Below are 12,615 nucleotides of genomic sequence, written 5' to 3'. Positions count from 1 at the left end.
TGTCATTGCTCCCTAAAGTGTTTGCCTGCGAAAACCAATGCGTTGGGCGCGAGTTCGCGTCAGCTCTCCCGGTAGCGGGACGCGATCGAACGGCCGAGGACGACCCGCATGATCTCGTTGGTCCCTTCCAGGATGCGGTGCACTCGGAGGTCGCGGACGATTTTCTCGATTCCGTACTCGGACAGATATCCGTAGCCGCCGTGCAACTGCAGTGCCTTGTCGGCGACGTCGTAGCAGCTGTCGGTGACGAATCGCTTGGCCATCGCGCACTGCTCCACCTTGTCCGGGGCACCGTCGTCGAGGGCGGTCGCCGCGTGCCACAGCATGAGCCGTGAGGTCTGCAGCGAGGTCGCCATGTCGGCGAGCGTGAACCGGATGGTCGGCTCGTCGAGCAGCGAGTTGCCGAACGCACGACGACTCGAGACGTAGGCGGCCGCCTTGTCGAAGGCCGCCTGGGCGCCACCGAGCGACGACGCCGCGATGTTGAGCCGGCCACCGTTGAGGCCGTTCATCGCGATGCCGAAGCCGATGCCCTCGGTCTCGGCGAGCAGGTTCGACGCCGGGACCCGCACCTCGTCGAGGATGACCTGCGCGGTGGGCTGGGCGTTCCAGCCCATTTTGTGTTCCTGCGCACCGAAACTCAGTCCCGGGGCGTCCTTCTCGACCAGGAAGGTGGAGATGCCCTTGGGGCCGGCGTCGCCCGTGCGGGCCATCACCACGTACAGGTCCGACGACCCGGCACCGGAGATGAACTGCTTGACCCCGGTGAGGACGTACTCGTCACCCTGACGTTCGGCGCGGGTGGACAGTGCCGCCGCATCCGAGCCGGCACCGGGCTCGGTCAGGCAGTAACTCGCGATGGTCTCCATCGTCGCCAGCCGCGGCACCCACTTGTTGCGCTGCTCGTCGGTGCCGTAGTGGTCGACCATCCAGGCACACATGTTGTGGATGGAGAGGAACGACGCCACCGCCGGATCGGCGTAGGCCAGCTGCTCGAAGATCCGCACACCGTCGAGGCGGCGGAGTCCGCTGCCCCCGGCTTCCTCGGAACAGTAGATGGCACCCATCCCCAGTTCGGCCGCCTCACGCAGTTCGGCAACCGGAAAATGTTTGGACGCATCCCATTCCAGCGCGTACGGCGCCAGTTTCTTGGCCGCGAAAGCCGCGGCGGTCTCGACGATGACGCGCTCGTCACCGTCGAGCCGCGCGACTGCGGCCTCGGCAAGTGTGGTCATATCTGTGGCCGCACTCAGTCCATCGTCGGGATGACGAACTCGGCGCCGTCCTTGATGCCCGACGGCCAGCGCGTCGTGATGGTCTTGGTCTTGGTGTAGAACTGGATCGACGCCGGACCATGCTGGTTGAGGTCGCCGAAGCCCGAGCGCTTCCATCCACCGAAGGTGTAGTACGCCACCGGAACCGGGATCGGCACGTTGACGCCGACCATGCCGACGTCGACGCGTGCGGCGAAGTCGCGGGCCGCGTCGCCGTCCTGGGTGAAGATGGCGGTGCCGTTGCCGTACTGGTGATCGGTGGCCAGCGCGAGGGCTTCCTCGTAGTCGGCCGCACGAACGATCTGCAGCACCGGACCGAAGATCTCCTCCTGGTACGAGGTCATGTCCTTGGTGACACGGTCGAACAGGGTCGGGCCGATGAAGAAGCCCTTCGAGATGTCCTCGTCGCCGAAGGTCTGCTCGTCGCTGGCGCGCTCGCGGCCGTCGATGACCAGCTCGGCACCCTCCTCGACGCCCTTGGTGATGTAGCCGCGGACACGCTCGAGTGCAGCCGCGGTGACCAGCGGGCCATAGTCGGCCTTCGGGTCGAGGCTGTGGCCGACGCGCAGCGCGTTGACGCGATCGATCAGCTTGGCGCGCAGACGATCTGCGGTCTCCTCACCGACCGGGACCGCGACCGAGATGGCCATGCAACGCTCACCGGCACTGCCGTAGCCGGCACCGATCAACGCATCGACGACCTGGTCGAGGTTGGCGTCGGGCATGATGATCATGTGGTTCTTGGCGCCACCGAAGCACTGCGAACGCTTACCGTGTGCGGCTGCGGTCGAGTAGATGTACTGCGCGATGTCCGAGCTGCCGACGAAGCCGAGAGCCTTCACGTCCGGGTGGGTCAGCAGCGCGTCGACGGACTCCTTGTCGCCGTGGACGACCTGGAACACACCGTCGGGAAGCCCTGCCTCGGTGAACAATTCGGCCAGGCGGACCGGAACCGAGGGGTCCCGCTCGCTGGGCTTGAGGATGAAGGCGTTGCCGCATGCGAGCGCAGGACCGGCCTTCCACAGCGGGATCATCGCCGGGAAATTGAACGGGGTGATGCCGGCGACCACGCCGAGCGGCTGACGGACCGAGTGCACGTCGATGCCGCTGCCGGCGCCTTCGGTGAACTCACCCTTGATGAGATGCGGGATGCCGATGGCGAATTCGATGACCTCGATGCCGCGCTGGATGTCACCGAGGGCGTCGGCGTGGGTCTTGCCGTGCTCGAGCGACAGGGTGGTCGCGAGCTCGTCGGCGTTCTTGTTGACCAGGTCGACGAAGCGCATCAGGACACGCGCACGTCGCTGCGGGTTCCAGGCGGCCCATCCCTTCTGGGCTTCCTTGGCGGTGGCGACGGCCGCGGCGACCTCGTCGGTCGAGGCGAGCGGCACCTGGGCCTGCACGGCACCGGTGCTGGGGTTGAAGACGTCGGCGAAGCGGCCACCCTCGGCGGTGACGCGCTTGCCGTTGAGGAAGTGCGGGATGGACGGGACTGCGGGAGCGGACACTTCAGATCACCTTGATTCTTCTCGGGGGGTTCTGGGGCTTCGGGGTCGTGGCGCGTATTCGGGATGTGCGGACTGGTCGCCGGCGACTGGGCCGAGATCGAGCACCCCGACACGATCGGCCCGGGGTATGTCCTCTGTCACCACATAGTAGGACATCCAAGTATTTCTTCCAACCCCCCGCCCACCTGCGATTTAGTTCCAGCGAGCGGGTTAGGCTAGCCTCTCTGGCGTAAATGCCGACGTCGAGAGGAGTTCTGCATATGTCGGTCGTCATCCTCTACGGAACCGAGACCGGAACGGGTGAGCTCGTCGCGGACGCGATCGCGGACGCGCTCAACCAGCACGATCCCTCGATCTACGACATGAGTGAGTACGCGGTCGAGGACCTCGACCCCGCTGACTTCCTGGTGATCGTCTGCTCGACCTACGGCGAGGGCGAGCTGCCCACCGGTGCCGAGCCCTTCGCCGAGGAGCTCGAGAGCGTCAACCCCGACCTGAGCGGACTGCGCTTCGCCGTGTTCGGGCTCGGCGACTCGATCTACGACACCTTCAACCGCGGCGGCGAGATCGTCGCCGAGATGCTGACGAAGCGTGGCGCGGTCCAGGTCGGCGAGCACGCCCGCCACGACAACTCGTCGTCGATCAAGCCCGCCAAGCAGGCCGAGGAATGGGCCGAGGGCATCGCGGAGCTGGTCGAGGGCTGACCCGACCAAGCGGGCTCAGAACCGCCTGATCACGGCTCGATCATGCCGCCGACCGCCCCGCGGTCGGCGGCATCTCTGCTTCTGCGGCGACCGCCTGTTCGTATCCCCGGACCGCGGACAGCTTCGCCAGCTCGCACACCGCGCGGATCATGATCGCGAGCACGATGCCGAGGAACATCGCGGTGGGCACCGACACATTGAGGTTCTCGCCGAGCAGCAGCACGCCGAGCACCATCGCGACCGCCGGCTCGGCGACCGTCATCGACGGGAACGACGTCTGCAGGTCGCCGGCACCGAAACCCAGCTGCTGGGCGATCACCGCGCACACGACGACCAGCACGAACAGGTAGATCTCCGGTTGGAGGAAGGTGCGCCAGAACTCGTGCGTGACCTGGAAGATCACCGCTTTGATCAGCAGTGCCGAAACCCCGAAGAGCGTGCCCGCGACGAGTCCGTAGAACAACGCCTTGTAGTGCGGACTCGAGCGGCGTGCCAACAGCACCAGGCCGACGACGACCCCGACGACGGCCCCGACCGTGCCCCACAGCAGCAGCGCATCCGGTCGTCGGAGTGACGGCTCCGGCCGGGAGACGAGCAGGAATGTCGCGACGCAGGCGACCAGCACGCCACCCCAGGCCCATTCGATACGCGCGGGATGCCGGTGATCGGCCCAGGCCTCCAGCGGCAGCGCGAACAGCACCGCCAGCACGACGAGTGGCTGCACCAGCAGGATCGACCCGAGACCCAGCGCCGACGCCTGCAGGCCGAAGCCGCAGAGCGCGATGACGGCGCCCACCCACCATCCGGCGGTGATCGCGCCGTTGACCCGCGACGCACGCTGCCGCAGCACGGTGCCGGCCGCGATCAACAACGCCGCCAGCACCGCCAGGAGCGCGGGTACCCAGGTGTGCACGTCCACAAGGGTAAAGGCGTCGCGTACCCCGCGCCCGAATCGGGCACCGGTCGGAGCCGTCGCACCCGGTGTCGCAACGTCGGCGACCAGCGCCGGGGGCGTACATTCGACAACCATGCGGTATCGGTCGGATCTGGAACGCCTGGCGACCCTCGATGCAGCCGCGATCGAGCGGGCCTGCGCCGACTGCACGACCCTGGACGAACTCATCGGGTGTGCCGTCGACGAACACCTCGAGTTCGATGCGCTGGCCGACGAGGCCGAGGCGCGCGACGAGTACGAGCACACCGCCTACCTCCGCCAGGAGGCCGCGGCCTGGCGCGCGACCGTCCGCCTCCTGCGCACCATCGCCGCCGACCCCGACGCCTATCCGGTCGAGTCCCGGCGTACCGGGACCACATGAGCGGCACACACACGCTGATCCTGATGCGTCACGGGAAGTCGGGCTATCCCCCGGCGACCCGCGACCACGACCGTCCCCTCGCCGAACGCGGTGAACGGCAGGCCGCCCTCGCGGGACGGTGGATGTCCGACGAGGGCCTCTTCGTCGACGCGGTGCTGTGCTCGACGTCGACCCGGACCCGCCAGACCCTCGAGCGGACCGGCGTCCGGGCCCCGGTCACCTATGTCGAGGACATCTACGGCGGTGATCCCGACGACGTGCTGGAGGCCATCCGCATCCATGCACCGGCCAAGGCGGCCACGCTGCTCGTCGTCGGTCACGAACCCGGGATGCCGCAGACCGCACTGACGCTCGACCCCTGCGGTTTCATCGATCGGTTTCCGACATCCGCATATGCGGTACTCACCGTGTCGCAGCCCTGGGATCGCCTCGGCATGACCCCGGACCCCGACGCGCACCTCGTCGGCGTCCGGGTACCGCGCGAGGAGTGACCTCGGCTGCTCGACGGCAGACCTCGAGCGAGCATTGGAGCGCGAATGCGTGAGACCCAGCGGACCATCATCGACGCCCTGGGGGTCAAACCCTCGATCGATCCCGCCGAGGAGGTCGAGCGCCGGGTGCAGTTCCTCGCCGACTACCTGAGCACGATCGGGGCCGCGGGCTACGTGCTCGGACTCTCCGGCGGCGTCGACTCGACCCTCGCCGGGCGACTGGCCCAGATCGCGGTGGAGCGGGTCCGGGCCGACGGCGGGGAGGCGGTGTTCGTCGGCATGCGTCTGCCCTACCGGGTGCAGCACGACGAGGACGACGCCGCGGCCGCCGCCGAATTCGTCGCGGCCGACGAGGTCTTCACGGTCAACGTGGCGCCCGGCGTCGACGCACTCAACGACGAGATCTCCGCGGCGACCGGCGCCGCTCTCACCGACTTCACCAAGGGCAACGCGAAGGCCCGCCACCGCATGGTCGCGCAGTACGCCGTGGCCGGCGACCGCGGGCTGCTGGTCATCGGCGCCGACCATGCCGCCGAGAACGTCACCGGTTTCTTCACCAAGTACGGCGACGGTGCCGCGGACATCCTGCCGCTGTCGGGGCTGAACAAGCGCCAGGGCCGGTCGCTGCTGCGCCACCTCGGTGCGCCGCAACAACTGTGGGAGAAGGTCCCGACCGCCGACCTGCTCGACGAGAAGGCGGGGCAGACCGACGAGGACGAGCTGGGCCTGACCTACGAGCACATCGACGACTACCTCGAGGGCCGCGAGGTACCGACCGAGGCGGCGGAGAAGATCGAGGCCGCCTGGCACCGTAATCGCCACAAGCGCACGACGCCGGTCGAACTCGACGACACCTGGTGGCGGGCCTGACGACAGACAACGCGCTCGCCGGACACCGGGCCGTTTAATGTTGTCGACGTGTCTGTCTACGCAAACGGCTTCGTTCGGGTCGCGGGTGCGGTGCCCGTCCTCACGATCGCCGAACCCGCCGCGAATGCCGCACGCACCATCGAGCTGATGCGGCAGGCCGCCGACGACGGCGCCGCGCTCGTGGTCTTCCCCGAACTCGGGCTGTGCGGCTACAGCATCGACGACCTGTTCCACCAGGATGCGCTGATCGACGGCTGCCGCGTCGCCCTCAGCGAGATCATCTCGGCCAGCCGGGGTCTACGACCGCTGGTGGTCGTCGGCCTGCCGATGATCGTCGGCGACGGACTGTTCAACTGCGCCGCCGTGATCCGCGACGGTGCGGTGATGGGCGTCGTCCCGAAGTCGTATCTGCCGAATTACCGCGAGTTCTACGAGCAGCGGTTCTTCTCGGCCGCCCGCGACGCGGTGCCCGACACCGTGACCATCGACGGCGAGGAGGTCCCGTTCGGGGCCGATCTGATCTTCGAGGCCGCCGATCTGCCGGGTTTCGCATTGCACGTGGAGATCTGCGAGGACGGTTGGGTGGCGATCCCTCCGAGCACCTGGGCCGCACTCGGCGGCGCGACCGTGCTGGCCAATCTCTCCGGCAGCCCGGTCACCGTCGGCAAGGAGTCCTACCGGAAGAACCTGTGCACCGGCCATTCCGCACGCACCATCTCCGCGCACGTCTACGTCGCGGCGGGTTACGGCGAGTCGACCACCGATCTCGCCTGGGACGGTGACGCCCTCATCACCGAGAACGGATCCCTGCTCGCCCGGAGCGAACAGTTCGCGACCACCGATCAGGTGATCTCCGCCGACATCGACCTCGACCGCATCCGGCAGGAACGCATGCGGATGATCAGCTTGCGCGACCAGGCCGGCGACTACTCCGATCGACTGAAGTCGTTGCGCCGCATCGGTTTCTCTTTCGGCGAACTGAGCGGTGACGACGATGTGTTGCGCCGCGTGGTGCCCCGGTTTCCCTATGTCCCCGCCGATTCCGTCGATCTCGACGAACGGTGTGCCGAGGTCCGCCACATCCAGGTGCAGGGACTCGCCCAGCGCCTCCGTTCGACCGGCATCGACAAGATCGTCATCGGGGTCTCCGGCGGCCTCGACTCGACCCTGGCCCTGCTCGTCGCAGTCGACACCTTCGACCGACTCGGACTGCCCCGCACCAACATCCTGGGTTACACGATGCCCGGCTTCGCCACCGGCGGCGCGACGCTGCGCCGATCGCACGTGCTGATGAACTCACTCGGCGTGAGCGGCCAGGAGATCGACATCCGGCCCTCGTGCGAGCAGATGCTCGCCGACCTCGACCACCCCTACTCCCGTGGCGAGAAGGTCTACGACGTCACGTTCGAGAACGTGCAGGCGGGCGAGCGTACGTCGCACCTCTTCCGGCTGGCGAATCACCACGGCGCCATCGTCCTCGGTACCGGCGACCTGTCCGAACTCGCGCTCGGCTGGTGCACCTACGGCGTCGGCGACCAGATGTCGCACTACAACGTCAACGGCTCGGTGCCGAAAACCCTGATCCAGCACCTGATCCGGTGGATGATCAGCAACAGCCACCACTCGGCGGAGACCACCGAGGTGCTCGCCGAGATCCTCGACGACGTCATCTCCCCCGAGCTCGTCCCGGCCGGCGACGACGGCAAGATCCAGTCCACCGAGGACACCGTCGGACCCTACGAGCTGCACGACTTCTTTCTCTACTACGTCACCCGATTCGGGTACCGGCCGACCAAGGTCGCCTACCTCGCCCGTCAGGCGTGGGGTGACCGCTCCCGCGGGCCGTGGTCGGAGCTGCTCGCCGACGACAAGCGCAACGAATACGACACCGCGACCATCGAGCACTGGCTCGGCATCTTCCTGAAGCGCTTCATGGGCAACCAGTTCAAGCGCACCGCGATGCCCAACGGCCCCAAGATCGGTTCGGGCGGTTCACTGTCGCCCCGCGGCGACTGGCGCTCGCCGTCCGACGCGTCGGCACGGGTCTGGCTCGACCAGCTCGCGGGCGGCGGCGCGTAGACAGGACCTCAGTCGCAGGCGGCGAGCAGCTGCTTGAGCTGATCGTCGAAGGCGTTGGCGATCTCCCACGGGTCGGGCGTCTGATCGGTGCACGCCAAGATGCCGATGTTGAGGTTCCCGTCCGCGGAGAACACCGTGATGTTCAAGCCGAGTCCGTGGAAGATCGGGCCGAGGGGGTAGACCGCGGTGACCCGGCAACCCAGGAAGTACAGCGGGAAGTCGGGGCCCGCGACGTTCGACACGAGGACGTTGAAGATCGGCGGATGCGCCGACGCCAGTTTCCGGTTGCCGTACACCTTCATCACCGTGGACAGGGTGGTCCCCGGTGCGAACTGTGCCCAGGAGCGCAGGATGTTGGCGTCGATCTCGGCATGGTGTTCCTTCGACTTCCGGCTGAACTCCGCCTGCTTCTCGAGGCGGATCACCGGGTCGTCGACGTCGGTGGACAGCAGGGTGAACATGCCCGTCACCTTGTTGGTCCCCTCCACGACCAGGTCGGACTCGTCGGCATCGTGCACCGACACCGGCACCATCCCGACGAGCGGCTTCTCCGGCAGTTCGTCGTGCTCGAGGAGGTAGGTGCGCATCGCACCGCCGACCAGCGCGAGCACGACGTCGTTGATCTTCACCCCGAAGTGGTTCTTCACCCGCTTGACGTCGTCGAGGGACAACTGGCTCAGGGCGATGCTGCGGTGGGGCGTGATCGCCGAGTTGAACCGGGTCCGCGGCGCCATGAAGGGCGCGGGCATGGCCGATTGCTGCTGCGCGCGCCGCAGCCAGCCGACGGGGACGCTGACCGTTCTCGGCAGCAGTTTGGCCATCGCAAGCGGGCGCTGGACGAAGTAGTTGATCGCACCGGTCGCGGCGATGGTGACACGCGACGGCGGGCCCGCCGTCTCGCGGACCTTTTCTGCGTCGAGTTCGGGCGGTTCCGGTGTGAGCGAACACATCCTGGCGAGCATCTCGGCGCTGGTGACACCGTCCGTGCTGGCGTGGTGCATCCGCAGCATCGCGCAGATGCGACCGTTGGACAGGCCCTCGATGATCCACAGTTCCCACAGTGGCTTACCCCGGTCGAGGGTCTGACCGGCGAGATGCCCGCACAGTTCGGCGACCTCACCGGCGCCGCCCGGCGCGGGCACGGCCACCCGATGGACGTGACGCTCGATGTCGAAGTCCTCGTCCTCGATCCACACCGGGTGGTCGATGTTGAAAACGGAGTTGTCGAGCTTGCGACGGAAAGCCGGGATCGCGGCGACGCGACGCTGCATCTCCGCACGCAGCTTGGCGAAGTCGTACCCGCCCGGCATCGTGCTCGGATCGATCTCCACGAGACCGATGACGTGCATCAGCTGGCTGCGGGTCTCCAGGTAGAGAAACGACGCATCCAAACCACTCAACCGCTGCATGGCACCAGCCTTTCGTTCTCGGCCTCACGAGCCCCCACGCCATCATGCCGCACGCGGGAGACTCGGGATGGGTGTTCGTCTCGGTCGCTTGACCAGGTTGTCACCGGCCCCCTGGCCAGGACTCAGATCGGCATCGAATCGACCATCTCGAGGACGTCCTGGGCGGGGGTCTGCAACACCACGATCATCGCGAGTTCCCGCGCCGGGTCGTCGGTGATCTTGAAGACGCCACGACCGTTCTCGTCGATGAGGCCGGTGCCGTGCTTCCACCGCACCGGCCGCGAGGTCGCCGACGAGCGCGAGTACTCGGCGTTGAGCGCGTCCTTGGAGGCGAACCAGAACACGCCGAACGGCCGGTCGACGGCTCCCGCGGCACAGCGCACCACGAACACGGTGCGCACCTTGCCGTTTCCGGTCTCCGACGGTCCGACCTCGTCGCGACCGCCGGCGTATCGGCGGACGCACTCGGCGTTGTTCCACTTCGCGGCGGTGTCCGGTGTCTGCGGGAGGAGTTCGGGGAACTGCGCGACGAGCGGCGCGTAGACACCCCAGCTCGCGCCGGTGCGCACGGACTGCGGCGGGCTCGGCGGCGAGACGGCATCACCGTCCAGGGCGGCCACCCGGTAGGTGTGCTCGCCCACGGGCACCGCGGCGTCGACGACCTCGGTGTCCGTACCGCGGTACACGACGAACCCGTCGTCGCGGACGAGCTGATAACCCGTCGCGCCCGGAACCGGTTCCCAGGTCGCGACCAGGCGTCCCGTCCCGGCGTCGAGTGTCAGGCCGGTAGGAGCGTCCGGCACGGCGACGCTGGTGAACGCGCGTACGGCGTAGAACGAGCCGACCGCCACCAGCAGCACGGCGACCACGATCACCGCGATGGTCCACGACCGGGCGGTCGACGTGCGGGGCGGGGTCGTGGGTGGGCCCGCGGGTTGGGTGGTGACCGGTTGTGCCATCAGATCGGCAGCCTCTTCAGCAGATCGGCCGCAGCGGCGGCCGGTTTGCCGGGAACCACGACCCACACAACGGATTTCGCACGGTCACCGGTGTCGTGGGCGAGGATGGCCTGCCCCTGATCGCGCTGCTTGTCCGAGAGATACAGCGTCCCGGTGTGGCCCTGGGCCGTCGTGTAACCGGTCCCGCGCAGGTTGTACGCGGTCACGTCTGCCGCGGCCCGTGCCTCCTCGGGGGTGTCGTACACGTCGACGATCACCTGGTAGTCGGCGTCGTTGCCCTCGTCGTCGAGGTAGCGGGTGCACCAGACGGTGCGCTTGGAGGACTTGAACGCGAGGTCGCCGTCCTCGCCCCAGCACCGCATACCGTCGAAACCGTTGGTGCTCAACGGCGATGCCGGGACCAGGTCGTGGTACAGATCGGCGATGGGTTGCAGTTCGCCCCACGTCATGAACACGTCGACGGCCTCGGAGTTGCGGGAGAACTCAGAGGTCCGGCCGTCCTCGTCCTGCGCAGCGACCTGATAGGTGTAGGTCCCCGGTATGGGACGCGGTGCGGTGAAGGTCGTGTCGGGACCGGAGTAGATCACCTCGTCGTTCTGGGTGACGACGTAACTCGTCGCATCGTCGACATGATCCCAGGACAGTTCGACGGCGGTCGTCGTCACCTCGGCATCGGGCGGATTGGGGGTCTCCAGATTGCCCGCCGACGTACTCACGAATGCGGCTCCGGCGCCGAGGATTCCGGCGATCAGCGCCAGCGCCGCCCCGATCGCGACCACCGTCGCAGCACTCCGTCGCACGGGCCGGGCCGGTTCCGCGGCCGGCGCGGGCGACCACCCGTGCAGGGTCTCCGCCGAGACCATCGGCGGGAGTCCCAGTCGCGCACGGGTCGTCGGATCGGTCGGTTGATCATGCGCCGCAGACGATGTCGGGTATCCCGTGGCCGGCACCGCGGAAGCAGTCCGCGAAGGAGACTGATGGCCACCGGGATTCGGTTGCGGGCCCGGCCCGACGAGGGTCTGACGGGTGTCGAAGGCATCGCGTAGGGCGTCGGCGAACTCACCGGCGGTCGGGAACCGACCGTCGGGGTTCTTGGCCATCGCCCGTGCGAGCACCGCGTCGACAGCGGCCGGCAACGCCCCGTTGCGACTGGTCGCTGCCGGCGGGTCGTGGTACATGTGCGCGGTCATCAGGCCGTGCAGCGACGGGGAGTCGAAAGGCGGTGCGCCGGTCAGCAGTTCGTAGGCGGTCGCCCCGAGGGAGTAGATGTCGCTGCGGGCGTCGACGCGACGGCCCTCGATCTGTTCGGGCGACGCGTAGTGCATCGTCCCGATCGTGATGCCGGTGCCGGTCAGGTTCGTGACCTCGTCGAGCACCTGCGCGATGCCGAAGTCGGTGACCTTCACCGCCTCCGGCGGCAGGGACCCGGTGTTGCCGGGACCGCCCCCGACCCCGGGGGTGACGAGGATGTTGGCCGGTTTGATGTCGCGGTGCATGATCCCGCGACGGTGGGCGGCGTCGAGCCCGGCCGCCACGCCGGTGACGATCGTGCACGCCAACCGGGGGTCGAGGGGCGAGTCCGCCGCCGCGAGCATTCGCGCCACGTCGATACCGGGCACGTACTCCATCGCGATCCAGAGCTGCCCGTCGAAGACCCCGCGGTCGTAGACGGTGACGACGTTGGGATGGTGTAGCGGCGCGACGATGTCGGCCTCGCGCTCGAACCGGGCACGGAAGACCGGATCGGTGGCATGCCCCGACCGCAGGACCTTGAGCGCGTCCGACCGCGGGAGCCGGGGATGGGTCGCTTTGTAGACGTCACCCATGCCGCCCCGTCCGAGCACGTCAAGGACGCGGTACCCCGCGATCAGGTCCCCTACCTGGTACATGACGTCCTCACCGATACCCCTTGCACCCGAGCCTTCGGGCGGATGCGTAGGCACCGAATGCTACCGAGTGTCGCGAAACAAGGCCGGAGGACATCGTCGCAACCCTAGGATCGGCG

At 67.9% G+C, this 12,615-nt stretch carries 11 protein-coding genes; 5 read left to right on the top strand and 6 right to left on the bottom strand.

What is annotated here, in order from left to right:
* Positions 1 to 59: 59 nt before the first annotated feature.
* Together M1L58_RS02755 and M1L58_RS02750 are read right to left on the bottom strand one after the other, a co-directional pair.
* A complete protein-coding gene (locus M1L58_RS02755; RefSeq protein WP_248657747.1) occupies positions 60 to 1,235 on the bottom strand; it encodes an acyl-CoA dehydrogenase family protein in 1,176 nt (391 codons plus the stop codon).
* 14 nt (positions 1,236 to 1,249) lie between these two features.
* Complete coding sequence (locus M1L58_RS02750; protein ID WP_248657746.1) at positions 1,250 to 2,782, bottom strand: CoA-acylating methylmalonate-semialdehyde dehydrogenase; 1,533 nt, start codon at positions 2,780 to 2,782, stop codon at positions 1,250 to 1,252.
* 260 nt (positions 2,783 to 3,042) lie between these two features.
* Here M1L58_RS02750 and M1L58_RS02745 point away from each other — a divergent pair, with 260 nt between their 5' ends.
* Positions 3,043 to 3,486: a flavodoxin domain-containing protein gene (locus M1L58_RS02745; RefSeq protein WP_006866182.1), complete on the top strand. Its 444-nt coding sequence runs from the start codon at positions 3,043 to 3,045 to the stop codon at positions 3,484 to 3,486.
* Between the two features lie 40 nt (positions 3,487 to 3,526).
* Here the strand turns inward: M1L58_RS02745 and M1L58_RS02740 are convergent, their stop codons facing one another.
* Positions 3,527 to 4,399: a DMT family transporter gene (locus M1L58_RS02740; RefSeq protein WP_040535752.1), complete on the bottom strand. Its 873-nt coding sequence runs from the start codon at positions 4,397 to 4,399 to the stop codon at positions 3,527 to 3,529.
* A 115-nt stretch (positions 4,400 to 4,514) separates the two neighbouring features.
* Between M1L58_RS02740 and M1L58_RS02735 the strand changes: the two genes are divergently transcribed.
* The 4 genes from M1L58_RS02735 to M1L58_RS02720 are packed head-to-tail and all read left to right on the top strand — an operon-like array spanning position 4,515 to position 8,242.
* Positions 4,515 to 4,802 (top strand): hypothetical protein, encoded by a 288-nt coding sequence (locus M1L58_RS02735; RefSeq protein WP_248657745.1) that lies wholly within the window; start codon positions 4,515 to 4,517, stop codon positions 4,800 to 4,802.
* On the top strand, positions 4,799 to 5,293 hold the full coding sequence (locus M1L58_RS02730; RefSeq protein WP_248657744.1) for a SixA phosphatase family protein: 495 nt from the start codon (positions 4,799 to 4,801) through the stop codon (positions 5,291 to 5,293). Before M1L58_RS02735 ends, M1L58_RS02730 begins: the two co-directional genes overlap by 4 nt.
* Before the next feature lie 45 nt (positions 5,294 to 5,338).
* Positions 5,339 to 6,163 (top strand): ammonia-dependent NAD(+) synthetase, encoded by an 825-nt coding sequence (nadE, locus tag M1L58_RS02725; protein ID WP_248657743.1) that lies wholly within the window; start codon positions 5,339 to 5,341, stop codon positions 6,161 to 6,163.
* Between the two features lie 48 nt (positions 6,164 to 6,211).
* Complete coding sequence (locus M1L58_RS02720) at positions 6,212 to 8,242, top strand: NAD(+) synthase (protein WP_248657742.1); 2,031 nt, start codon at positions 6,212 to 6,214, stop codon at positions 8,240 to 8,242.
* An 8-nt stretch (positions 8,243 to 8,250) separates the two neighbouring features.
* Here the strand turns inward: M1L58_RS02720 and M1L58_RS02715 are convergent, their stop codons facing one another.
* The 3 genes from M1L58_RS02715 to M1L58_RS02705 form a co-directional block, all read right to left on the bottom strand.
* The gene (locus tag M1L58_RS02715; protein WP_248657741.1) at positions 8,251 to 9,651 is read right to left on the bottom strand and encodes a WS/DGAT/MGAT family O-acyltransferase; all 1,401 of its coding nucleotides are present in this window, start codon (positions 9,649 to 9,651) and stop codon (positions 8,251 to 8,253) included.
* Positions 9,652 to 9,773: 122 nt separating this feature from the next.
* Positions 9,774 to 10,610 (bottom strand): fibronectin type III domain-containing protein, encoded by an 837-nt coding sequence (locus tag M1L58_RS02710; protein ID WP_248657740.1) that lies wholly within the window; start codon positions 10,608 to 10,610, stop codon positions 9,774 to 9,776.
* Positions 10,610 to 12,499, bottom strand: a complete 1,890-nt coding sequence (locus tag M1L58_RS02705) for a protein kinase domain-containing protein (RefSeq protein ID WP_248657739.1) — start codon at positions 12,497 to 12,499, stop codon at positions 10,610 to 10,612. Before M1L58_RS02705 ends, M1L58_RS02710 begins: the two co-directional genes overlap by 1 nt.
* Positions 12,500 to 12,615: the final 116 nt, after the last annotated feature.

Source organism: Gordonia sp. C13, from assembly GCF_023218005.1.
Classification (GTDB): domain Bacteria; phylum Actinomycetota; class Actinomycetes; order Mycobacteriales; family Mycobacteriaceae; genus Gordonia; species Gordonia namibiensis.
Note: the sequence above shows the minus strand (reverse complement) of the source record. Positions and strands in the feature narration are given on the sequence as shown.

Excerpts from the sequence above, each read along its gene's own strand:
- M1L58_RS02735 (WP_248657745.1), top strand. The coding sequence starts at position 4,515 with ATGCGGTATCGGTCGGATCTGGAACGCCTGGCGACCCTCGATGCAGCC.
- M1L58_RS02730 (WP_248657744.1), top strand. The coding sequence starts at position 4,799 with ATGAGCGGCACACACACGCTGATCCTGATGCGTCACGGGAAGTCGGGC.
- M1L58_RS02715 (WP_248657741.1), bottom strand. The coding sequence starts at position 9,651 with ATGCAGCGGTTGAGTGGTTTGGATGCGTCGTTTCTCTACCTGGAGACC.
- M1L58_RS02710 (WP_248657740.1), bottom strand. The coding sequence starts at position 10,610 with ATGGCACAACCGGTCACCACCCAACCCGCGGGCCCACCCACGACCCCG.
- M1L58_RS02705 (WP_248657739.1), bottom strand. The coding sequence starts at position 12,499 with ATGTACCAGGTAGGGGACCTGATCGCGGGGTACCGCGTCCTTGACGTG.
- M1L58_RS02755 (WP_248657747.1), bottom strand. The coding sequence starts at position 1,235 with ATGACCACACTTGCCGAGGCCGCAGTCGCGCGGCTCGACGGTGACGAG.
- nadE (WP_248657743.1), top strand. The coding sequence starts at position 5,339 with ATGCGTGAGACCCAGCGGACCATCATCGACGCCCTGGGGGTCAAACCC.
- M1L58_RS02745 (WP_006866182.1), top strand. The coding sequence starts at position 3,043 with ATGTCGGTCGTCATCCTCTACGGAACCGAGACCGGAACGGGTGAGCTC.